17 protein-coding genes are annotated in these 22,196 nt (G+C 56.7%); 11 read left to right on the forward strand and 6 right to left on the reverse strand.

Annotated features, from left to right (window positions below; all coding sequences use genetic code 11):
• Nucleotides 1-282: 282 nt before the first annotated feature.
• From KJI95_RS02785 to torD, 7 genes are all read left to right on the forward strand, one after another.
• Nucleotides 283-1,125 carry a UDP-2,3-diacylglucosamine diphosphatase gene (locus tag KJI95_RS02785; RefSeq protein WP_214505635.1) on the forward strand — a complete coding sequence of 281 codons (843 nt, stop codon included), beginning with the start codon at nucleotides 283-285 and terminating at the stop codon, nucleotides 1,123-1,125.
• 128 nt (nucleotides 1,126-1,253) lie between these two features.
• Complete coding sequence (gene olsF / locus KJI95_RS02790; protein ID WP_214505636.1) at nucleotides 1,254-3,044, forward strand: bifunctional ornithine lipid synthase OlsF; 1,791 nt, start codon at nucleotides 1,254-1,256, stop codon at nucleotides 3,042-3,044.
• A 172-nt stretch (nucleotides 3,045-3,216) separates the two neighbouring features.
• Nucleotides 3,217-3,636, forward strand: coding sequence for a CBS domain-containing protein (locus KJI95_RS02795; protein WP_214505637.1), 420 nt, complete (start codon nucleotides 3,217-3,219; stop codon nucleotides 3,634-3,636).
• 168 nt (nucleotides 3,637-3,804) lie between these two features.
• On the forward strand, nucleotides 3,805-3,969 hold the full coding sequence (locus tag KJI95_RS02800; protein WP_214505638.1) for a periplasmic nitrate reductase, NapE protein: 165 nt from the start codon (nucleotides 3,805-3,807) through the stop codon (nucleotides 3,967-3,969).
• 18 nt (nucleotides 3,970-3,987) lie between these two features.
• Nucleotides 3,988-5,163 carry a pentaheme c-type cytochrome TorC gene (gene torC / locus KJI95_RS02805; protein WP_214505639.1) on the forward strand — a complete coding sequence of 392 codons (1,176 nt, stop codon included), beginning with the start codon at nucleotides 3,988-3,990 and terminating at the stop codon, nucleotides 5,161-5,163.
• Between the two features lie 13 nt (nucleotides 5,164-5,176).
• Nucleotides 5,177-7,663, forward strand: a complete 2,487-nt coding sequence (gene torA, locus KJI95_RS02810) for a trimethylamine-N-oxide reductase TorA (RefSeq protein WP_214505640.1) — start codon at nucleotides 5,177-5,179, stop codon at nucleotides 7,661-7,663.
• Nucleotides 7,663-8,433: a molecular chaperone TorD gene (torD, locus tag KJI95_RS02815; protein WP_214505641.1), complete on the forward strand. Its 771-nt coding sequence runs from the start codon at nucleotides 7,663-7,665 to the stop codon at nucleotides 8,431-8,433. The genes torA and torD overlap by 1 nt, the downstream gene beginning before the upstream one ends.
• A gap of 67 nt (nucleotides 8,434-8,500) precedes the next feature.
• On the opposite strand, the gene torS is transcribed toward torD, so the two are convergent.
• Entirely contained in the window at nucleotides 8,501-11,722 is a 3,222-nt protein-coding gene (gene torS / locus KJI95_RS02820) for a TMAO reductase system sensor histidine kinase/response regulator TorS (protein ID WP_214505642.1), read from the reverse strand.
• A gap of 55 nt (nucleotides 11,723-11,777) precedes the next feature.
• Here torS and torT point away from each other — a divergent pair, with 55 nt between their 5' ends.
• Complete coding sequence (gene torT / locus KJI95_RS02825) at nucleotides 11,778-12,890, forward strand: TMAO reductase system periplasmic protein TorT (protein ID WP_214505643.1); 1,113 nt, start codon at nucleotides 11,778-11,780, stop codon at nucleotides 12,888-12,890.
• A 12-nt stretch (nucleotides 12,891-12,902) separates the two neighbouring features.
• Here the strand turns inward: torT and torR are convergent, their stop codons facing one another.
• Complete coding sequence (gene torR, locus KJI95_RS02830; RefSeq protein ID WP_214505644.1) at nucleotides 12,903-13,613, reverse strand: two-component system response regulator TorR; 711 nt, start codon at nucleotides 13,611-13,613, stop codon at nucleotides 12,903-12,905.
• Nucleotides 13,614-13,818: 205 nt separating this feature from the next.
• On the opposite strand from torR, the gene KJI95_RS02835 reads away from it, so the two are divergent.
• Nucleotides 13,819-14,190, forward strand: coding sequence for a PilZ domain-containing protein (locus tag KJI95_RS02835; RefSeq protein WP_214505645.1), 372 nt, complete (start codon nucleotides 13,819-13,821; stop codon nucleotides 14,188-14,190).
• 101 nt (nucleotides 14,191-14,291) lie between these two features.
• Here the strand turns inward: KJI95_RS02835 and radA are convergent, their stop codons facing one another.
• Complete coding sequence (gene radA / locus KJI95_RS02840; RefSeq protein WP_214505646.1) at nucleotides 14,292-15,656, reverse strand: DNA repair protein RadA; 1,365 nt, start codon at nucleotides 15,654-15,656, stop codon at nucleotides 14,292-14,294.
• Between the two features lie 105 nt (nucleotides 15,657-15,761).
• On the opposite strand from radA, the gene KJI95_RS02845 reads away from it, so the two are divergent.
• On the forward strand, nucleotides 15,762-18,143 hold the full coding sequence (locus tag KJI95_RS02845) for a PilZ domain-containing protein (RefSeq protein ID WP_214505647.1): 2,382 nt from the start codon (nucleotides 15,762-15,764) through the stop codon (nucleotides 18,141-18,143).
• A gap of 138 nt (nucleotides 18,144-18,281) precedes the next feature.
• Here the strand turns inward: KJI95_RS02845 and KJI95_RS02850 are convergent, their stop codons facing one another.
• Together KJI95_RS02850 and serB are read right to left on the reverse strand one after the other, a co-directional pair.
• A complete protein-coding gene (locus KJI95_RS02850; protein ID WP_214505648.1) occupies nucleotides 18,282-19,208 on the reverse strand; it encodes an alpha/beta fold hydrolase in 927 nt (308 codons plus the stop codon).
• A gap of 215 nt (nucleotides 19,209-19,423) precedes the next feature.
• Nucleotides 19,424-20,389, reverse strand: coding sequence for a phosphoserine phosphatase SerB (serB, locus tag KJI95_RS02855; RefSeq protein ID WP_214505649.1), 966 nt, complete (start codon nucleotides 20,387-20,389; stop codon nucleotides 19,424-19,426).
• Nucleotides 20,390-20,466: 77 nt separating this feature from the next.
• Between serB and KJI95_RS02860 the strand changes: the two genes are divergently transcribed.
• Nucleotides 20,467-21,327 (forward strand): AhpA/YtjB family protein, encoded by an 861-nt coding sequence (locus tag KJI95_RS02860; protein ID WP_214505650.1) that lies wholly within the window; start codon nucleotides 20,467-20,469, stop codon nucleotides 21,325-21,327.
• A 158-nt stretch (nucleotides 21,328-21,485) separates the two neighbouring features.
• On the opposite strand, the gene deoD is transcribed toward KJI95_RS02860, so the two are convergent.
• Nucleotides 21,486-22,196: a purine-nucleoside phosphorylase gene (gene deoD / locus KJI95_RS02865; protein ID WP_214505651.1), complete on the reverse strand. Its 711-nt coding sequence runs from the start codon at nucleotides 22,194-22,196 to the stop codon at nucleotides 21,486-21,488.

Raw genomic sequence — 22,196 nt, forward strand, 5'->3', positions numbered from 1 at the left:
CACGGCGGCTCAACTGCCACAGCTAAAAGGCAATAGCCCAAATGCGCTCCTACTGACACTTTGACTCCGTCAATGTGACGAAATCCGTGTGTCTAAACCCGTGAGACTAGACCCATGAAACTCGGCCACTCAGGCTTCGCCAACGCCACTCAAGCAATGCAACACAAACAGTAGCCACTCAATCACAGCTGCCGCCACTGTCATGGCTCGGTCACCTCAGCGTCATAACAGCGTCACCCGCGCTCCTTAGCCTGTGCTCATCGACCGCTGCCGGAGCTGAACATGGCTGCAACCAAGGTAAACGCCACCGCAAACGGACATTCAGACGAGCGTTTTCGCTGTATTTGGATATCCGATGTGCATCTTGGCACTCCCGACTGCCAGGCCGAAGCCCTGCTTGGCCTGCTCAGGCGTTACCGCTACGACAAACTGGTGCTTGCCGGCGACATAGTTGACCTGTGGGCTCTGAAGCGGCGCAGCTACTGGCCGGACAGCCACAGACAACTGCTGGAGCTGCTGCTTAGCCTCAGTGACAGGCGCTGCGAAGTCATCTTTGTCCCCGGCAACCACGACGAGTGGTTCAGGCGTTTTGATGGCATCCGGATCCGCGGCATCCGCATTGAGCAAAGCCACAAACACCAAAGCCTCTCGGGCCTTAACACACTCACCATCCACGGCGACCGCTTTGATGCCGAGATAGCCATAGGCCGCTTTCACGCCCGCCTTGGCGATAGGCTTTACGATGTGCTGCTGTGGCTTAACCGCGCTCTGCATCAGGTACGCAAACGTTGTGGCCTGCCCTATTGGTCACTGGCAAGTTACATCAAATCCCGGGTCAGCAAGGCCCAGAGCGCCATCGCCAAATACCGCTCGGCCGCCCTGCGTTACTGCGCCGCCACCCGCAACGACATGCTGATTTGCGGCCATATCCACCAGCCAGAGCTGCTTGAAAGCCAGGGCCTCATTTACGCCAATACCGGCGATTGGGTCGAAAACACCACCCTGATAGCCGAAACCGCCGCCGGTAATCTGCAACTGCTGCGCTGGGATCACGCCAACGCAAGCTTAACGCTGGAGCAGGAGATGTTGCTTGCCGAGCCGCCGGTGCATCAGCTTGCAAGCTGAAACCGCGGCGCCCGCGGATTACTGATTAGCATCGCTGATTCGCATCACTTATTCGCACCACTGATTCGCCTCACTGCGCAGCACCTTGAAAACACGGCACTGAAGCCCAGTTACCATAAGGAAACGCCATGATATTTACCGTTGATGCCCTGATTGACAGCCAATTGCCGAGCCTCAGCACCAGTTGGCTCAAACGCCCGCTGTCGGCGGCACTTAAATTTCTGCTGCAGGAAGAAGACTGCAACCGCATCGCGTCACAGTTCGCCTTTTTACGGGGCGTGGATTTTGCCGGCGCAGTGCTTGAATCCCTCAATTTCAGTTTCAGCGTGCCCGATGCCGATATCGACAACATCCCCCGAAGCGGCCGGGTGGTGATTTTTGCCAATCACCCCATAGGCTCACTGGATGCGCTCGCCATGATCAAGCTTATCGGCGAGGTGCGGCCCGACATCAAGGTGGTGGCCAACGAGGTGCTGATGGCCATAGCGCCGCTGCACCCCATTTTGCTGCCGGTGCGCAACATGGGCGGCGGCACGCCAAAACAGCAGCTTGAAGCCATTCATCGCCATCTGCAAAACGAAGGTGCGCTGCTGATATTTCCCTCCGGCGAAGTCTCACGGCTGCGGCCAAATGGCGTGCGCGACACCCAGTGGCAGTCCGGCTTTTTAAAAATCGCCCAAAGCTGCGATGCGCCGCTGCTGCCGATGTTTGCCGATGCCCGTAACTCCGCCACCTTTTACGGCACATCGATGATTTACAAGCCGCTTTCCACCCTGTTGCTGGTGCGGGAAATGTTCCGCCAGCAAAGGCGTACCATGCCAATCCGCATTGGCGAGCTTATCCCCATGGACAGCCTCAGGGCAAACGGCTTTGACCGCCACACCATGGTCAAACTGCTGAAAAACCACCTGTACCGCATCGGCAAAAACCGCCAGCCGCTGTTTCGCACCCAAAGCCCGATAGCCAGGCCCGAGTGCCGCGCCGAGCTTAAGGCCGCCATTGAAGCGTGCGAGCATCTCGGTGATACCGCCGATGGCAAAGGCATTTACCTCTACTGTCATCAAAGTGCCAATCCTGTGATGCGGGAAATTGGCCGCCTCAGGGAAGTGGCGTTTCGCGCCGTTGGCGAAGGCACGGGCAAACGGCGCGACATCGACGCCTTCGACAGTCAGTATCAACATCTGGTGCTATGGGACAGTAAGGCGCTGGAGATAGTAGGCGCTTACCGTCTTGGCTCGGCGGCAACCCTTTATCAGACCGAAGGGCCGCAGTGCCTGCGCCGCGAGCACCTTTACAGCCAAAGCCTGTTTGATTACAGCGACGCTTTTGCGCCCTTTTTTGCCGAGGGGCTTGAGCTTGGCCGAAGCTTTGTGCAGCCCAAATACTGGGGCAAACGCAGCCTGGATTACCTCTGGTTTGGCATAGGCGCTTATGTTGCCCGCCATCCCCAGTACCGCTACCTGTTTGGCCCTGTATCCATCAGCGGCCAACTGCCACTGTGCGCCCGGGAAATGCTGGTGCACTATTACCAGCGGTTTTACGGCTACCAGCGCTTTTATGGCGCCGACAAACCGCTGGCACGGGCAAAGCAGCCGTTCAGGCTGTCGGATGAGCGGCGTCAGGCGCTCAACACCCTGTATCAGGACATGGATGAAGAAGAAGCCTTCAAACGCCTCAAGCATACGCTGTCGGGCATGGGGGTGGCGGTGCCGACGCTGCTTAAACAATACAGCGAGCTTTGCCATGAAGGCGGCGTCTGTTTTGCCGATTTCGGGGTCGACCCGCTGTTCAATCACTGTATAGACGGGCTGGTGCGGGTGGATTTAACCCAGCTGAAAGATAAAAAGCGTGAACGCTATCTGGAGGTGCATCGCAGCAGCGCTCAGGCCGAAGTATTCGCTAACACACAAGGAGTCTGATATACCTAAGGAAGGTGCGAATAAGTCCCGTGCTTGCTCTGCGTGAGCTTACAGTGAGTAGATGCAAGGCACAGTTAGCAGCGAATGGCTCTATCCTTCGCACCTCTTTTTTTCAAAAGCAGGTAACTCCGCAGATACCGCTCTAAAGAAAACAGCTTTACTCGGGGGTAGTATGGAACTCTTTGTTGCCGACATCATGGTCACCCGGGTGGTGACCATCGAAATGGATGACCGACTGGCGCTGGCGAAAGAGATTTTTGATCAGGCGAGTTTCCATCATTTGCCTGTGGTCGATGAAGGCATACTCTACGGCATGCTGTCGGAGCGGGATTTACTGCGCGCCATCAGCCCCCACCTTGGCGCCATCGGCGAAACCAACCGCGATCAGGAGACACTCCACAAGCGGGTGCATCAGGTCATGACCCGCGACCCTGTGACCATCTCACCCCACAAGCGCATCGATGAAGCAAGCGAGCTTATTCTGAAACACGGCATAGGCTCATTGCCTGTGCTGGAAGATGGCAAGCTGGTCGGCATTGTCACCTGGAAGGATTTGCTCCGGGCCTACAGCCACAGCGCCAGCCGCCCTTAGGGAAGGTGTAAGTACGTCCTCACACGGAAACGCGGGATCTGCTCGCCCCAGCGCCAGCCATTCTGTTCATATTTTTACATAATTTATCAAAAGCCATTCACGCCCACCCGCAAGGCCATTCACATCCTTTTTTTATAGTGGACGCATCAAAAATGCGGAGATGCGTCCATGTCACACCAATCTCAATCCCCCAAGGAGAACAGAAGCCGGGAGCTTAAGGGCCTAGGCTTTATTGTTTTTCTGCTTTTTCCGGCACTTACCGTCACCTTTATCAGCCTCTACGGTTTGGCGCTCTGGGTTTACCAGGCCGTCACCGGCGTTGCGCCCCACTGATTTTCGAGGATATTGCATATGAAATGGTTCTCTTCTCTCTGGCAAACCCTCGGTAAGCCCGCACTCACCCTGAGTCTGGGCTTTATTGCCATCAGCGCCTTTATTATGGGCATAGTGTTCTGGGGCGGCTTTAACACCGCACTGGAAGCCACCAATACCGAAGAGTTTTGTATCAGCTGCCACAGTATGGAAAGCAAGCCTTATCAGGAGCTGCAGCAGACTGTGCATTGGTCAAATCACTCCGGCGTGCGTGCCACCTGCCCCGACTGCCACGTGCCCCACGACTGGAGCCGCAAAATCGCCCGCAAGATGGAAGCCTCCCACGATGTGTGGGGCTGGTTATTCCAGACCGTCAACACAGACGAAAAGTTTGAGGCCAAGCGTCTCGAGATGGCGAGCCGCGAGTGGAAACGTTTCGACAGAGACAACAGCCTTGCCTGTAAAAACTGCCACGATTACAAGTCGATGAAGTGGGACAGCATGTCACCGCTGGCACAAAAGCAGATGAAACGCGCCGCCGAAATCGACCAGTCCTGTATCGATTGCCATAAGGGCATTGCCCACAAGCTGCCTGACATGGGCACCGCCCGTGCCCCTGAGCTGATTGCCGAAGTCGGCAGCGGCGTTACCCCAAGCGTGGGCGAAAGCTACTTCAGCGCCCTGACCAAGCCCTTGTATCTGGATGCCACCAGCACCGAAGAAGCGGGCACCCTGAACGTGGCCACCAAGGTTAAAGTGCTCGAAACCAAGGGCAAGCGCGTCAAAGTGGCGATTGAAGGCTGGCGCAAGCGCATCGGCGCAGGCCGGGTGATTTACTTCGACTTCGGGGTAAATATTCTTTCAGCCGAGCTGTCGCTGGATGCCGCCAAAACCCAAAACCTTATCCGCACCTTTGAAGAAAAACAGGACCCCATGACGGGCCTGATGTGGGAGCGGGTTGAAGCCGACATCTGGACCGACGCCGACTACCTGCTTGGCGACATAGCCCCGCTGTGGAGCTACGCCAAAACCACCTACAGCAGCAGCTGCAGCGTGTGCCACACCCAGCCTGAAGAAGCGCACTTCGATGCCAACACCTGGCCGGGGATGTTCCAGGGCATGTTGGCCTTCGTCAACATGGATCAGGACACCCAGGCGCTGGTACAGAAGTACCTGCAGGAACACTCAGCCACCTTTAACAAAGATGCCCACTAAGGGAGACATGCAGATGAAAAGACGTGATTTTTTGAAAGGCCTGATGTCAGCCTCCTGCATGGCCATCGGCTCCACCAGCCTGCTGAGCCCACTAAACGCGCTGGCCGCGCCCCGCGGCCGTGACGAATGGCTCACCACCGGCAGTCACTTCGGCGCCTTTAAAATTCGCCGTAAAAACGGCGTGATTGCCGAGGTCAAACCCTTCGAGCTCGATAAGTATCCAACGGATATGATTAAGGGCATCAAGGGCTTGGTCTATAACCCATCCCGTATTCGCTACCCCATGGTCAGGCTCGATTTTTACAAGAACGGCCACAAGAGCAATACCGCCGAGCGGGGCGACTTCCGCTTTGTGCGGGTGACCTGGGATGAAGCGCTGCAGCTCTTTAAAGAGTCGCTGGACGAAATCCAGACCAAATATGGCCCAAGCGGCCTGCATGCCGGTCAAACCGGCTGGCGCGCCACCGGTCAGCTGCACTCCTCCACCAGCCATATGCAGCGCGCAGTGAGCATGCATGGCAACTTCGTCAAGAAGATCGGCGACTACTCCACCGGCGCAGGCCAAACCATTCTGCCTTATGTGCTCGGCTCCACCGAGGTGTATGCCCAGGGCACTTCCTGGCCGCTTATCCTTAAAAACACCAAGACCCTGATTTTGTGGTCGAACGATCCGGTGAAAAACCTGCAGGTCGGCTGGAACGCCGAGACCCACGAGTCCTTTGGTTACCTGGCTGAGCTCAAAGCAAAAGTCGCCAAAGGGGAAATTCGGGTCATCAGTATCGACCCGGTTGAAACCAAGACCCAGGCCTACCTTGGCTGCGAGCGCCTCTACATCAATCCCCAGACCGACGTGGCCATGATGCTCGCCATCGCCTACGAGCTGTATCAACAAAAGCTGTACGATGCCGAGTTTGTGAAAGGCTACAGCCTGGGCTTTGAAGACTTTTTGCCTTATCTGCTTGGCAAAACCGACAACACGCCCAAAACCCCTGAGTGGGCCGAAGCCATTTGCGGCGTGAGCGCAGCAACCATTCGTGACCTCGCCAAGGTGATGGTGCAAGACCGCACCCAAATCATGATGGGCTGGTGTATCCAGCGCCAGCAACACGGCGAGCAGCCTTACTGGATGGCGGCGGTGCTGGCCACCATGATTGGGCAGATTGGTCTGCCCGGCGGCGGCATCAGCTATGGTCACCACTACTCCAGCATCGGCGTGCCCGCCACCTCGGCGGCAGCTCCCGGCGCCTTCCCCCGTAACCTCGATGAAGGCAAAAAGCCGCTCTTTGACAGCAACGACTTCAAGGGCGCCAGCAGCACCATTCCGGTGGCGCGCTGGGTGGATGCCATCCTTGAGCCCGGTAAAACCATCGACGCCAACGGCAGCCGGGTTACCTTCCCCGACATCAAGATGATGGTGTTCTCGGGCAACAACCCCTGGAACCACCATCAGGACAGAAACCGCATGAAGCAGGCATTCCAGAAACTGGAAGCCGTGGTCACTATCGACGTGAACTGGACCGCCACCGCCCGCTTCAGCGATATAGTACTGCCCGCCTGTACCACGCTGGAGCGCAACGATATCGACGTATACGGCAGCTACGCCAACCGCGGTATTCTGGCGATGCACAAGATGGTGGAGCCGCTGTTCGACAGTCTGTCCGACTTTGAAATATTCACCCGCTTCGCCGCTATCCTCGGCCGCGAGCAGGAATACACCCGCGGCATGAACGAAATGCAGTGGATTGAACAGCTGTACAACGAGTGCCGTGAGGCCAACAAGGCCAAGTACCCGATGCCGGATTTCGCCACCTTCTGGAAAGAAGGTTATGTGCACTTTGGTGAGGGTGAAGAGTGGACCCGTCATGCGGATTTCCGTGCCGACCCGGAAATCAATCCGCTCGGCACCCCTTCGGGCCTGATTGAGATTTTCAGCCGCAAGATTGCCGCCTTTAACTACGATGACTGCCCCGGCCACCCCATGTGGATGGAGAAAAAGGAGCGCAGCCACGGTGGCCCCGGCAGCGACAAGCACCCGCTGTGGCTGCAATCCTGCCACCCGGATCAGCGCCTGCACTCACAGATGTGCGAAAGCGAAGAGTACCGCGCCACTTACACAGTCAAGGGCCGCGAGCCGGTGTACATCAGCCCCGAGGATGCCAAGGCCCGCGGCGTGAAAGACGGTGATATAGTGCGGGTATTCAATGACCGCGGCCAGCTGCTCGCCGGTGCTGTGATTTCCAAGCGCTTCCCCAAAGGGGTTATCCGTATCCACGAAGGCGCCTGGTACGGCCCTGTGGGCAAGGATGGCAGTAAAGAAGGCGGCAGCGAAATCGGCGCATTGTGCTCCTACGGTGACCCAAACACCCTGACCATGGACATTGGCACGTCCAAACTGGCGCAGGCCTGTGCGGCCTACACCTGTCTGGTGGACTTTGAGAAGTTTGAAGGCAAGCTGCCCGAAGTCAGTTCGTTCACAGGCCCTGTAGAGGTAACACTGTAATGACAACGTCTCACTCTTCGTTTGTAGAATCGTCGTTTGTAGAAATAGATGACGGCATGGCCGCGCACGACATGGACGCTGGCGACATGGCCTCTAATGAAATGAATGCCGTGCGCGCCTCGGTTTGGCAGCTTCTAAGCTCACTCTTTGCCAAAGAGTTAAGTGCTGAGCGCATCGCCGAGCTTGCCGGCGCAGATCTTTGGCAGGCATTTGCCGGGGAAGCTGAGCTTAAGCTAGCCGCCGCGCAAATCCAGAGTGCGCTGATAGAAGCCAGCCAGGCTCAGGACGACAATGCCCGCCTCGAGCTTGCCGCCGACTTTTGCAGCGCCTTTTTGCAAAACGCCGAGCACTGCGCCGCGCCCTACGCAAGCCTGTATCTTGGTGATGCTGGCGAAAACGCGAAGAATGAGACGTATGATCATGATAAAACCGCCCAAAACAAAGCCGAGCGCAGCCTCTACGGCGAGAAGCATCAGCTGATGAGTGATTATCTGCGCTCGGCAGGTCTTGGGCTTGCGGATGATTTTCGTGAGCCAAGCGACCATCTGGCGGTGATCCTTGCCTTGATGGCGCACCTTTGTGAGCAGGCGAGCGCTGAGAGCCAGCGGGCGTTTCTTGAAAGCGCGATTTTAAGCTGGCTGGCGGAGTTCAATGCAAGGCTTGGCAAGCTTAAGCTTGTAAGCCCACTCTACGGTGCCCTTGGCGACTTTACCCTTGCCTGGGCAAAGCTCGACGCTGAGCTTTTGCAAGACGAATCGGCTGTCGCCTGATGTCAGCAGATTGATTCAGGCGCTTGATTCAGGCATTTGATTCGGGCATCGGACACCGACGAGAGCGCTATAAATCAGCGCTGCCTTCAGGCTTTACGGATTGACGCCAGAAAGCCAACACCTTAAGTGACGCCTGCCACAGTGCTTTGAGCTCAGGCAGGCGTTTTTGTTGCCACTCAGATTCATCCGTCTGGGCCTTTTCAAGCTCAGCCGCTTTCCTCGCAAGCTGATAAAGCCCCATGCTGGCGCTTGCGCCTTTGAGGGCATGCAGCCTTTTTTGCCGCTCGTTAAAGGCAACGCCCTTATCAAAAGCGACAAACTGCGCCTCGCTGGACGATAAAAATTGCGCCGTCATTTCATCCAGCGTGTCGATGCCGAGAATGTCGAGGTCGAGTGCCAGCTGCTCAAGGTCGAGCAGCGTCTCTGGCTCCAGAGCTTCAGGCGCCTTGGCTTCAGGAGCTTCAGCATCAGGCTGCGGCTTAAGCTGCAGATAAGACATAGGCGCCGTCTCAGAAACGGCCGCATCGCCAGTTGCAATGGCAGACAGCAGTGCCCCCATCTCATCGGCAAGCTTTTCGCCCATAGCGTCCACGGCCTCGCCGCCATTAGAGTAACCATCAAGGGCAGCGTCATAAGCACCTTTAGCAACATCGTCAGCCGCCAGTGCTTCAGCTGGGCTTGAGTCTGAATGCTCGGCGGCATTTAACGTCAACGCTGCGCTTAAAGCCAAAGCCTCGCTGCCGCTCGAACCCGAGGCATCCCCCAGCCACTCACCAAGGGATAAAAGCGCCAGCGGTTTACTGAGCACAGTGGCAATGCCAGCCCCCTGATATCGGCTAAGGGCGTCGCTGTCCACCTGAGCGGTAAAGGCCGCGACCGAAGTATCAGGCTTTACATAAGGCAGCAGCGCCATGCCATCGCCATCCGGCAGCTGCATATCCAGCATCAGCGCATCAAAGCGCTCACTGCCAAGGAGGCGCCGGGCTCTGGCCAAATCCTGCGCCCAAAAAGCATCATGCCCGAGGGAAGCGAGATACCCCCTCGCCACCAGTGCATTGATTTTATTATCCTCCACCACCAGCACCCGCTTACTCTGCACGGCCTTACGGATACTTGGCGCTTGGGTTTGTGGCTGAGAAGCTTCAACCAGCGGCAAGCGGAAACTGAAACAGCTACCCTCGCCCTCTCGGCTCACCACCTCAATAATGCCGGGCTCTTCGCTGCCAACTACCCTGAGCGGCGCGGGTTTGGCCATCAGGCACACCAGCTCACGACTGATGGCAAGTCCAAGGCCGGTGCCGCGCACCCGCCCCTGCACCTCGCCGGTTTCATAGGGGGTAAAAAGCCGCGACCGGGTCGCCTCATCCATACCTATGCCGGTATCAGCCACGCTGAAATAGAGCTGCCGCCCCTCGGCAACCACGGTCAGGGTCACACTGCCCTTAGGGGTAAACTTGATGGCGTTGCCAAGCAAATTAAGCAGCACCTGGCGTAATTTCGGGCCATCAAGGCTGACAAAGCGCGGCAATTCGCGGCTCACCAGCTCAAGTTTAAGCCCTGCCAGTGCGGCGCCTGCGAGCATCAGGCTCATCACTTCATCGAGCAGCCTTGGCAAATCCACCGGCGCGTTTTGCGCCTTGAGTTCGCCCTTTTCGAGGCGGGAGAAATCGAGAATGTCAGATAGCAGGGTTTGCAGCAGCACGGCGCTGTAGCGGGATAATTCGAGCAACTGATGCTGGGATGGGTTGAGTTCTTTGTCTTTGCCAAGCAGCTCAAGTGTACCCAGTAAGCCATTGAGCGGCGTGCGAATTTCGTGGCTCATGGTGGCAAGGAAGCGACTCTTGGCCTGACTGGCATCTTCGGCAAGCTCACGGGCGCGGGCAAGCTCGGCGGTGCGTTCGGTCACTTTCACTTCAAGCGCGGCCTTGTGGGACGCAAGCTCCCGCGCACTGTCCCTAAGCTCCCGCGACAGCTCCTGATTGCGCATTTCTTTGGCTTTAAAAGCGTCAACGGCGCGGGCCATGGCGGTCAACTCATCATCACCGTGGGGGTCAAGGCTGATGTCAGTATCGCCAAGGGCGAGGCGATGCATGGCTTCAGAGGCTTCAACCAAACGGACCGCAATCCCTCTGTAAATCACACGGTAAGACACAATCAGAATAAGCAGCAGCATCAAAAGCCCTGTGCCCCAAAGGCCAAGTCCGGCCCAGGACAGCTGGCGCAGGTAATCTTTACGGGCATCCCGCGCCAGCGCGCCCTGCTCCTGCAGTGCCTTATCGAGCCGCTGACTTAAACTGAAGAGCTTGTCCTGCAAATGTTGCTGCAGCGAGTTGGCGCCCTGACTTGCCCCCATAAAGGCCTGCCTCAGGGTTAAAAGCTCGCCCACCTTAGACAGCAGCCGCGCCTCCTCAAGCAGATTGTCGCGCCGCACCGGGTCTCGTACCAGCGCAGGCAGGCGTTTAAGCGGCCAAATCGCCTCGGCCACATGCGCCTGCATTTGAACCTCGTCGGCGGTTTCAACTACGGCCGGTGACGCGCTGCCGCTATCAAGGCTGGTGTCACGTTCAAGCATCAAAAGCTGCGCGAGTGACAGCTCAGCACCGACCGCATCGTCCGACAGCTCCGCCACCAGCGCAATGCGGTTAACCAGCGCCAGCGCACGCTGCAGCTGGCTTTGAATATCCAGCTCAGTCTCAATCAGTGCATCGAGCAGCGCCGCACTTCGCCGCGCACCTGCCTCATTGGGATAGGCCTGACTGAGCTTGGCAAGAATGGCGGCATCCACCACTGCAAGTTCGGCCTGCAGCAGTTCGCGGGCGTTGGCGGCGGCCCGCGACAGGGTTGAAGCCTGCGTTGCCAGCCGGCTTTGCAGCTCCAGCTTGCGCCCGACCCTGTTACCCAGTTCAGCCAATGCCGATACGATTTCGCCCGAGTCTTTCCCCAGGGTATTGGGTTCATCCACCCCAAGGCTTCGCAGTTTTTCAGCTGCGCCAAGCAGGCTTGAGGTTTCAATCGCAAGCTTGCGCCCAAGCAGCTCACGCTGGTTTTCTTCACTGACCCGCGCCAGCAGCTGAGTGTTTTCAGTGAGCGCCGAGGCCGACTGCACCAACTGGCGCGCCGCATCCGACGCAGGCAAAGAACGCTCGTACAGCATATGATCCGCCCGCTTCACCCAATGCAGGCTCACCGAGCCTAAACTCACCAGCAACAACAGCAGCGCCGCCAATAAGGCAAAGGCGAGCATCAGTCGTCCCGACAGGCTGGTGAAGGACAAAGAAGGAGGGGTCACAGGTTATCCTATTGCTGTTACACTTCGGCTGTGACCATCTTACGGAACTCTTGCGTTGAACATAAGCCCCAAAATCGCTTTGCTGTTGATAGCCATCGGATTTTCAACTGCCCAGGCCGAAACCTGGCAGCTTGAGCAGCGCTCGCCATTCAACGCACTGGTGCAGGAAGTCGAGCCGTTAAGCCTCACGCCGCTGTCAAAAACCGAGCAAGCCTGGAAGCTGTGCGTATTGGTGCCGCACCTGAAAGATGCCTACTGGATTGGCATCAATTACGGCCTGTCGGTGCAGGCAAAGGCGCTTGGGGTGAGCTTTGATATGTTTGAAGCCGGTGGCTATGACCACAAGGCCCGCCAGCTTGCGCAGCTGGGGGAGTGTTTAAAGGAAGATTATGATGCGGTGCTGCTTGGCGCCGTGAGCCCGGATTTACTGCAAAGCCTGCCCCATGACTTTTCCAAGCCGGTGCTGGCACTGGTGAATAAGCTTGATGATCCCCGCGTCACCACTCACATTGGCGTTAACTGGTTTGAGATGGGCAGCCGTATCGCGGGAGCGATTAAGGCAAGGTTTGGCAGCAATGGCGCAAATGCCGGGCCTAGCGCAACGGTCGCACTGCTGGCTGGCCCCGAATCGGCCGGCGGCACAGAGCTTGTGGAGCAAGGCATCAAAGAGAGCCTGCAGGGCAGCAAACTCAGTATTGGCGCCATTCGCCACGCCGACAACAACCGCCATCTGCAGCGTGAGCAATTGTTGCAGGTGCTTGAATCGGCCATGCCGGATGCTATCATCGGCAGCGCAGTGGCGATTGAAGTCGCGGTGAATCAATTTGGCCAAACGCCACCGTCAAAGCCTGTTGTGCTCGGCTCGAGTTATTTTTCCCCCGCCATTGCCCGCGCCCTGCAGCGCGGCAAAATTGCCGCAGCCAGTGACGATAAGGTCGTGCTTCAGGGCAGACTTGCGGTGGATTTGGCGGTAAGAACCTTACAGGGCGATAAGGACTTTGGCGATATAGGCCCGGCAATCGTTATCCGCACCGCGAATAACAGTGCGGCATCCCAGCTTAATGAATCATTGCCGCCGGCGGAGTTTTACCCCGTGTACAGCCAAAGCTCGGCTGCAGAAAGCAAAAGCTCAGCCGCAGACGGAAAAAACCAGGCGGCTAAGCCTTAAAAAGCCTCTACGCTAATCTTTAACACTTGCGGCAAACAAATAGCCTTCGCCGTGAACTGTGACAAACAGCTCCGGCGCCAGCTTGCTGCGAAGGCGCCGGATAATCACATCTATGGTGCGATCGTTGGCATCTTCACTGCGATGGCTGGTCTGCTGCATCAGCCGCTCCCGCGACAGCACCTGCCGTGGGTGCAGCGCAAAGGCCACCAACAGCTCAAACTCAGCCTTGGTCAACTTGATTACCTCATCGCCGCGGCTGAGCTTACGACTGCCAAGCTCAAGCACATAGTCATCAAACAGGATTTGGTCGTCGGTTTCACTCATGGCGGCGAGGGTTTCGGCGCGGGCCTTGGCCACCAGCGAAATCCGCCACAGCAGGTTTTTTACCCGCACCAACAGTTCCCGCAGCTCAAACGGCTTGGTGACATAATCATCGGCGCCCATCTCGAGCCCCACTATCCGGTCGACGGTTTCATCGCGGCCGCTGACAAGGATAATCCCGACCTCGGAGCGGCTTCGAAGCTCACGCGTCAGCGACAGGCCATCGGTCCCCGGCAGATTGATGTCGAGCATAATCAGGTCAACGGGCTGCGCCGCCAGTTGCTGCCACATGTCATCGCCATTGGCCGCTTCCAGCACCCGATAACCTTCTTTGCTGAAATAGCCTTTCAGCCGGGTACGAATGACCGCTTCATCATCGACAACCAGCACTGTGTAGGCCATGGCATTCCTCCGGGAATTGAGATTGCATCAGTATATTCATAGTTTTTCATATTTCACCCTTTAACGTCAGAACTGAGATCGTTTCGGCAGGGTTTGGGGTGAAACGGCGGATAACATACGGAAAAATCTGTACTGACTTTTACAGCCGCAGCCCTTTGGCATATGCTTATGGGAGCAAAAACCCTGCAATCCACAAGGACGCACTATGGACGAGAGGCGTAAATTCTCGCGAATTCTGTTCGACACCCCGGCAAGCCTCAGTGACGGCGATCATCGCTGGCAAACCCGTATTCTGGATTTAAGCCTGAACGGTGCCCTGCTCGAAGCCCCGGCAGAGTTCAATGCCCCCGCCGAGCCGCTGTCGCTGTCGTTTGTGTTGCCGGAGTCGGATGTTGAAGTCACCCTTCAGGCCCGGGTCGCCCATCAAAAAGCCAATCAAATCGGGCTGCGCTGCGTCCATATTGACGTTGAGAGCATCAGCCACTTAAGGCGCATGGTAGAGCTCAATCTGGGCGACGCCTCGCTGCTTAACCGCGAGCTTGAGCACTTTATCGAATCACACGAAAAAGGGGACTGAGGTCCCCTTTTTGTTGCATCATACTGAATGTCTGTGTCTTTTATCAGCACAGCCGGCGCGCTTAACCGACTTAAAGGCTTAGCGATTTAAAGCCAAGCCAGTTAAAGCGCGGCCAGCGCTTCTGTCAGTTTACCCACCCCGATGATTTCCATGCCTTCGGGCGCCTTTTTCGGCATATTGGCCCGTGGCACTATGGCGCGGCGAAAACCATGTTTGGCGGCTTCCACCAAACGCTCCTGACCGTTGGGCACAGGGCGAATTTCACCGGATAAGCCCACCTCGCCAAACACCACCAAGTCCCGCGCCAGCACTTCGCCGCGAAAACTCGACACCATCGCAAGCAGCAAGGTCAGGTCGGCGCTGGTTTCCGACACTTTAACGCCGCCAACCACGTTCACAAATACGTCCTGATCCGACATCTGCAGCCCGCCATGGCGATGCATTACCGCAAGCAACATAGCAAGCCGGTTGCCATCCATCCCCACCGCGACCCGGCGAGGATTGGACAGCGCCGAGTTATCCACCAGCACCTGCAATTCAACCAGCAGTGGCCGGGTGCCTTCCCACACCACCATCACCAGCGAGCCGCTGGACGCCTCTTCACCGCGGGAGAGGAAAATCGCCGACGGGTTGGCCACTTCTTTGAGGCCGCGCTCGGTCATGGCAAACACGCCAAGCTCGTTGATGGCACCAAAACGGTTTTTGTGGGAGCGCAGCGTGCGATAGCGGCTGTCGGAGTCGCCTTCAAACATGACTGAGCAGTCGATGCAGTGCTCCAGCACCTTGGGGCCGGCGAGACTGCCATCTTTGGTGACATGGCCGACCATGATCACCGCAATGCCGTGCTGCTTGGCAAAACGGGTTAAATAGGAGGCCGATTCCCGCACCTGTGCCACGCTACCCGGCGAGGACTGCACATCGCTCATGTGCATCACCTGAATCGAGTCGACCACCATAATTTTGGGCTGCTCTTTGAGGGCAATCTCACACAGGGTTTCGACGCTGGTTTCTGAGAGCATCTTTAATTTAGAGGTCGGCAGCCCAAGCCGATGGGCCCGCATCGCCACCTGCTGCAGCGACTCTTCGCCTGTTACGTAAAGGGCGGGCATGGTTTCGGCCAGCTGACACAGGGTCTGCAGCAGCAGCGTACTTTTACCCGCGCCGGGATGACCGCCAATCAGGATGGCGCTGCCCGGTACTATGCCGCCGCCAAGCACCCGGTCAAACTCTTTAAAGGTGCTGGCGATACGCGGCAGCTCGTTTAAATCAATCTGATCTAAGGTTTTTACCTCGGCGGTGGTGCTGCCGGCATAACCACTGAATCGACCGGTACGGGCCGGCGTGGCCGCGCCCAGGCGCACCTCGGTAATGGTGTTCCACTCCATGCAGGCGCTGCATTGGCCTTGCCAGCGTGGAAAATCCTGACCACACTCATTACACACAAACGCGGTTTTATTTTTTGCCATAACTCTCTAAATTTCGTATAGAATCGGTTAAAGCAACGCCGGGCGCTGCAAAGACATAGACTAGCAATTCCTTTTCACATTGGCACGGCAAAAAGATACCAGCACATGAGTCTGACGGAACATTCAGCACTGATAGAACAGCTTAAGCCTCTGATGATGGAGCCTAATTTTTCTCAGGTGTTTGAGCAGCTTACCGAGGGGGAATCCAATTCCACCCGCTTTTTGCTGAAAATGGAATTAAGCCGCCTGTGCAGTGATTGCACCCGCCTGATTGACCTGCGTGATAAATCGGAATTGCCCTGCAGTGAGCTGCGCCTAGGCGCCCAGACCCACTTTCTTGACGAGCCGGCAAAGCAGGCGCTGACCCAGTCCATCGCCCTTTATCAGGGCAAGTACACCATGGGCGTGTATGAAGATGTGATGACAGCACACCGCCAGCGGCGACAAAAGGCCCGCGATGTTAACGCCCCAGCTGGCGATATAAGCGAATCCCAGCCATTCAGCGTACCGGGCGTGGTGCTTGGCAATTACTTCAGCCGCACCGAAGAGCGGATGAATTACGCCATGAAAATCATGGTGTCGCAGCCGGGACGAGAAGAAATCGCCGGCATTACCGCCGATTTGTCAGTGAGCGGCGCGCGTATTCGCCTACCGGCCCGCCACCCGTTTTCCCTCGACAAGCCACTGAAAATCAAACTCACGGAGCTGAGTCAGGAATTTTACTACGAAGATTTGCAGCACGGCGTCGACTATCAGATTGTCAACGCCGAAGGCAATGGCGAGTACACCTGGATGCGCCTTAAGCGCCTCGGCGGCTCGGATGGTCTTGCCGAGATGCTCACCAACCTTATTCGCGGCTACAAATTCCGCTACAAGGTCGATATCAACGACGTGCTGGTCACGGCCACCGGGCTTGGCTTTGAGCGTCAGTACCTCGCGCACCTGCCGCACCTGCCGCTTTATCTTGACAATGCCGGTGATAAACCACGCCTGACCCACATGCTGCTGAGCCCCGACAATCAGGACATACTGCATTACTTTCTGGATGAAAATGATGTAAGTCAGCTCGAGGGCATGCTGACGCCAGGCCGCATCGCCATGGCGCTCAAACAGCCGGATGACGCAAGCCACCGCCTGTTTTTCAGCTTCACCCACAATGCCAACGGCAAACTGCATTTCTATTCGGCCTCATTAGCCGAGCTTAAACACCGCAACGAGCGCGAGCTGTTTTTCGGCTTTGCCGCCAGCAAACCTGGATGGCGGGTGTTTCGCCTGACCCTTGATGCAATCGACCATGGCAAACGCTACAAGGCGGCGGTAGTGCCGGGCGACAGCGAAAACTACCCGTCGCTGACCGAGCAGCAGCTTGCCACTTTCAGCCACGTATTGCAGCTGCAGGACCTAACCTCGGAGCAGGGGCGCGCGCAGTACCGCAGCTGGTACGACAACAGCAACGCCAACGCGCTCAAGGTCTACGGTCAGAAAAAGCTGCCCCAAAGCGGCATCAAACCCGTGTCGATGGAGTTCAGCGAGCGGCGCCGCGAAGCCCGTTACGCCTTTAAAACCCTGGTACAACTGCAGCAGGGCGCCGTTAAAGTCGAGGGGCTCAGCCACGATATTTCCAGTCGTGGTCTGCAGCTGATCATCGATGCGCCGGCGGCACTTGAAGAAGGCAAACCTGTGATGCTGGCGCTGCCCAAACTGCAATCTATTGCGGGCAAAAGCCGCCTCGAAGCTCTGCCCTACCGACTGGTGCGCAGTCGCAAAGACGGTATGGTGCTGCACCTTGCCGCCGTGGTTGGTCATGAGGTTCACGCCGGGGTGGAGTTTTTGAATAAGCTCATCATCCATAACCGCGACAAACTGCAGCACTTAAGCGAGAACAACAGCGAAAGCAAAGATTTAGCCGATGGCATGAAAAACCTGCTGATGCGCAGGCTTTATGGAGTGCCATTTTTTATCGAAAAAACTGCGAAGGCGATAATCGTCAGTCACCTTGGCATCAGCGTGCAGGGCAACGACATCAGCGACATGTTTGCCGCCCTGAGTCTTGAGCCGCAGCAATACAATCTGGCGCCGCTGCTTAGCGGTGGCGGTCTTAAACGGGATATTATCGACCCTATCCGCGCCATGCGCCCCAATGACGAAATGGGCTTTACCGAACTCTTTGTACAGGTGGTGCGCCAGTCCCGCGGTGGCGTGCTGGTTAAGTGTGTCCCCATCAGTGCCGTGGGCGATAATCAGGCGCAACAGGCTTTTATTCATCAGAGCAATCAGCTTGGCAAGTTTATGGCGCTGCGGCTTTATCGCGGTATCGCGGGCAAACCGGACAACAGCGTGGTACGTAAAGAGCTTGAATATATTCAGGTTCATGCCCAGCACAAGGCCAAACAGCTTGAAGAGCAGTTAAGGCGCATTGTGGGCGTAGGTGAGCTTTTGGATATTACCGAAGAGATGCTGCTGCGCTTCCCCGCGTTATCACGCTGAGAGTCGCTGAGTCTCGCTGAGCCAAGCTGCTGTGTCATCATCAGCGACAGAGGTTGAGACTAACGCGTTTAATCGCCCAAGCCTTTCCTCATCCTTATCTAAGCCACGCGCAAGCCTTATCTGCCCCAGGCATTAGCCTTAGTCTTTCAGGCCCAGCATATCAAAGCCAAGCAGCCAGTCTGCAACTGCCGGAAAGTGATCCACCGGCGCGTCCATATGGGTCAGCATACCGGCGTGGTCATAGTCGTGTAAAAAGCCATTGGCGCGCGACAGCAAGGTAAAACGGGCGTTTACGGCATGGCACTCGGCCATCATGTCTTTCACATCACTTGGATTGCCAAGCACAGTGTCGCGCTCACCGGCGATAAACCAGGCCGCAGGTAAGCCATGTTTTGCCGCAGCCGCCGCGTAATCGAAACCATCGTCGTGATCAATCCAGTCGCCGCGGACCCAATCAATGCTTTCACTCAAGGAGGCGCGGCTTTCGTTATCCATGCCAAGGCGCAGCGCATCGGCTGGCAAGAAGCCTTTTCCTTTGGCGATGGCCGGCGCCAGCCGGTTCCAGAACAGATCCACCATGGCCCATTTTTTCACCGAGCTCACCTTGATAGTGCGTTTGCTGCCAAACGTCAGCAGCGACTGCACCTCGCGCTGCACATCATTAAAACGCACCAGGCAACTTGCCATCAGCACGCCGCCCCAGGAATGGGCGCACCAATTCAGCTTTTTGCCGGGGTGGCGGTTTGACACAAAGCGGTGCGCCAGCGGCAGCTGCTCGCGGATCACCAGCCCCTGCCCCGGATCAAACCCCTTGGCTAGTTTTGGGGTGCTGAGCCCCCGTCCGGCGCTGTCGAGCACGTACACATCAAAGCCCTGACGGGCCAAAAAGCAGCCAAGCCCACGACCGGACTCACTGTAAAACACCCGCCCATTGGACATGGCGCCATGGAGCATCAGCACGGGCGATAACCCGGAATGCGCCTTAACCGGGGCGATATGACGCAGATGCAGCGCGCCGTCGCCATAGGGGATAAACAGCGATTGCTGGATGATGTCGCCAGGCATACCTGCCTTTTTTGAGGCGGCCGGCTCATTCGGTGAGGCTATGGAAGCGGAAGCTAACTGCAAAGATGTCATAAAATAAGAGGTTCTGTGCCCGGGCCAATATTCAATCACCCTAAACCAGAGCACAGACAAAACTCAAGAGTAATTACTCAAGCTCGCGGCTATAAAAGTCGCAACTGTAAAAGGCTCGACTGCGAAAGCCGCGGGCAAAGGGATCAGGCCCTGAGTAAAAACGGCAATACCCGTAAATCCAGCGTGTTAATGCAGGCCTTGGCGGCCGCCGCCAGCTTGGGCTTGGCATGGAAGGCTATACCGAAATCGGCACGTTGCACCATGGGGATGTCGTTGGCGCCATCGCCAATAGCAAGACACTGCCCATCACCCATGCCATATTCAGCGCCAAGGCGGCTCACCACATCGGCCTTGTACTTCGCATCCACCACTGTGCCTGTCACCTCGCCTGTAAGCTTGCCATCAACTATTACCAGCTCATTGGCAAAGGCAGCGTCCAATCCAAGCTGCGCCTTAAGATGCCCGACAAATGGCGTGAAACCACCGGACGCCAATGCCAGGCGCCAGCCGTGTGATTTAAGCTCGGCAAGCATCTCGGTAAGGCCTTCCATTAGCGGCAGGCGGCTGCAAAGGTCATCGATTATTGCCGCATCGGCGCCGGCAAGTTTGGACACCCTAAGCCTTAAGCTTTGCTCAAAATCAAGCTCGCCCTGCATGGCGCGTTCAGTCACTTCGGCAACGGCCTCACCAACGCCAGCCATGGCGGCAAGCTCATCAATACACTCGATTTTAATGGCGGTGGAATCCATGTCCATGACAAGAAGCCCCGGCACCGACAGCCGCGCCAGCGCCGATGTGAGCACAAAGCACTCGAGCGCAGCTTCATTCGCGGCGGCTACCGCATTGCAAGCAGAAGCCACTGCGTTACCATCATCAGTAAGCACCTCAAGGCCAAACAGGGCATTGTGACGCTGAAGTACGGCCACCGAAACACTGAATTCGGCAAGTTTTGCCAGTACCACAGGGGTAAGCGTCGGCGCATCCCACACCAAACGCACACAAGTGCTTGCAACGACTTCTTGCTCGGTGTGCATCCGGATACGCTGTGGATGGGCGCTGGCAAGCTCTGACAGTGCGATTGCAAGGTGACTCGTGCGGGTGTTTTCCATGGGTTTAAATTCTCCTGCTATCCGCTTTGAGTCATATCCTTTATGATTAGCTCAAAGGGTCAAAATCAAGGGTCAAGGTGTTGTATCTTAAAGGACTAAAGAAAAGCCATAAAATCAGCCGACTGCTGCAGATTGCCATCGCGCTGGCCTTGCTCGCAGGGCTGGTCCAATTGTGGCAGTCAAGCCTACTACAAGGTCAGCAGCTTCTGAAGTCCCAAACCGAAAAGATGGCGCGGTTATTGGTACAGCAGACGGCTTATGGCGCAGCACCGGCGTTGCTGTTACAGAACGATGAACAGTTACAATGGCTGGCCATGGCTTTGGTGGAAGATCCCAAGGTGATGTCGGCGGCCATTTATGGCGAGCAAGGCACCAGGCTGTCGTTTGCCCAGCGGGTGTCGGACGACATGCTTGAGCCGGATTCAGACGAGCTGAAGGCACTGCTGGCGCCCTACCCGCCCTATGTGGAGCCTGTGGTTCAGGACAACAAGAACCTGGGCTATGTGGAAGTCAGGCTCGATCCCAAGTTGTTTTTGGCCGAAATTGAGCAGGCCCATCAGCTCAATATGGATCAGCAACAAATCATGCTACTGGTTGCCGGGCTGATTGGCATGTTGCTCTCCCGCGCCATGTCTTACAAACGGGCCCACTTCGACAGGCGTAAATACCGCGCCAAACGCATTAAGGCCGCGACAAAAGCTGCCGAAAAGGCGGCCGCCAAAGCCGCTGCAGCCGAAGCGAGTGCCGCAGTAAGCGATGCGACAGTTAGCGATGCCGACAGCAGTTGTGACCAAGGCAGCGCCGCTCAAGAAGCTTGCGCTAAGACAGAAACTTGCGCCAAGAAAGATGTCAAAAATGCCAAAGACGCTAAAGACGCCGAATCCGCGGACGACGCGGAAAAATCCGCAGCTAAGCAGGCCGATGAGACTACAAAATAAGGCGGCAATGCAATAACTGCAAACTCGCGCGCTGACATCGAGACGCGCTTACGAGTAGATGCAGTAAAACAAAACAGGCTCCCGAGGGAGCCTGTTTTTATTGGCAGGCAGTGCTGCCGGATGTCATCAAACCCTTATCGGTTGGATACCAGGTTGGATTACAGGTTGATAGCCGCGTCCAGAGTCATCACGATCATGTCGTTGAAGGTGGTCTGACGCTCATCAGAAGTGGTCTTTTCACCGGTACGGATGTGATCAGATACAGTCACCACACACAGGGCGCGGGCGCCAAACTCGTGGGCTACACCGTACAGACCGGCCGCTTCCATTTCTACGCCAAGAACGCCCATGCGCTCCATTACGTCGAACATTTCTGGCTCAGGGGTGTAGAACAGATCGGCAGAGAATACGTTACCTACGCGGGTCTTGATACCGTGTGACTTGGCAGACTCAACCACGGCGCTCAAAAGCTCGTAGTTGGCGATGGCAGCAAAGTCCTGGCCTTTGAAACGCAGGCGGTTAACCTGAGAATCGGTACAGGCGCCCATGCCGATGATCACGTCACGTACTTTAACGTCGGTGCTGATAGCGCCGCAGGTACCTACGCGGATAAGGTTCTTCACGCCGTAGTCTTTGATAAGCTCAGTTGCGTAAATAGAGCAGCTTGGGATACCCATGCCAGAGCCCATCACAGAGATGCGCTTGCCCTTGTAAGTGCCGGTGAAGCCCAGCATGTTACGTACGTCAGTTACCTGCACAACGTCTTCGAGGAAGGTTTCAGCAATGTACTTGGCGCGCAGTGGATCGCCTGGGAAAAGTACAGTTTCTGCAAATGCACCTTCAACGGCATTAATGTGTGGTGTAGCCAT

This window comes from Shewanella jiangmenensis (genome assembly GCF_018596335.1).
GTDB classification, from domain to species: domain Bacteria; phylum Pseudomonadota; class Gammaproteobacteria; order Enterobacterales; family Shewanellaceae; genus Shewanella; species Shewanella jiangmenensis.

What these genes read in the sequence shown, in the direction of transcription:
- KJI95_RS02845 (WP_214505647.1), top strand. Translation starts at nt 15,762, where the DNA reads ATGAGTCTGACGGAACATTCAGCACTGATAGAACAGCTTAAGCCTCTG.
- KJI95_RS02795 (WP_214505637.1), top strand. Translation starts at nt 3,217, where the DNA reads ATGGAACTCTTTGTTGCCGACATCATGGTCACCCGGGTGGTGACCATC.
- torR (WP_214505644.1), bottom strand. Translation starts at nt 13,613, where the DNA reads ATGGCCTACACAGTGCTGGTTGTCGATGATGAAGCGGTCATTCGTACC.
- deoD (WP_214505651.1), bottom strand. Translation starts at nt 22,196, where the DNA reads ATGGCTACACCACACATTAATGCCGTTGAAGGTGCATTTGCAGAAACT.
- serB (WP_214505649.1), bottom strand. Translation starts at nt 20,389, where the DNA reads ATGGAAAACACCCGCACGAGTCACCTTGCAATCGCACTGTCAGAGCTT.
- KJI95_RS02785 (WP_214505635.1), top strand. Translation starts at nt 283, where the DNA reads ATGGCTGCAACCAAGGTAAACGCCACCGCAAACGGACATTCAGACGAG.
- olsF (WP_214505636.1), top strand. Translation starts at nt 1,254, where the DNA reads ATGATATTTACCGTTGATGCCCTGATTGACAGCCAATTGCCGAGCCTC.
- torD (WP_214505641.1), top strand. Translation starts at nt 7,663, where the DNA reads ATGACAACGTCTCACTCTTCGTTTGTAGAATCGTCGTTTGTAGAAATA.
- torA (WP_214505640.1), top strand. Translation starts at nt 5,177, where the DNA reads ATGAAAAGACGTGATTTTTTGAAAGGCCTGATGTCAGCCTCCTGCATG.
- KJI95_RS02835 (WP_214505645.1), top strand. Translation starts at nt 13,819, where the DNA reads ATGGACGAGAGGCGTAAATTCTCGCGAATTCTGTTCGACACCCCGGCA.
- radA (WP_214505646.1), bottom strand. Translation starts at nt 15,656, where the DNA reads ATGGCAAAAAATAAAACCGCGTTTGTGTGTAATGAGTGTGGTCAGGAT.
- KJI95_RS02850 (WP_214505648.1), bottom strand. Translation starts at nt 19,208, where the DNA reads ATGCCTGGCGACATCATCCAGCAATCGCTGTTTATCCCCTATGGCGAC.
- KJI95_RS02800 (WP_214505638.1), top strand. Translation starts at nt 3,805, where the DNA reads ATGTCACACCAATCTCAATCCCCCAAGGAGAACAGAAGCCGGGAGCTT.
- torC (WP_214505639.1), top strand. Translation starts at nt 3,988, where the DNA reads ATGAAATGGTTCTCTTCTCTCTGGCAAACCCTCGGTAAGCCCGCACTC.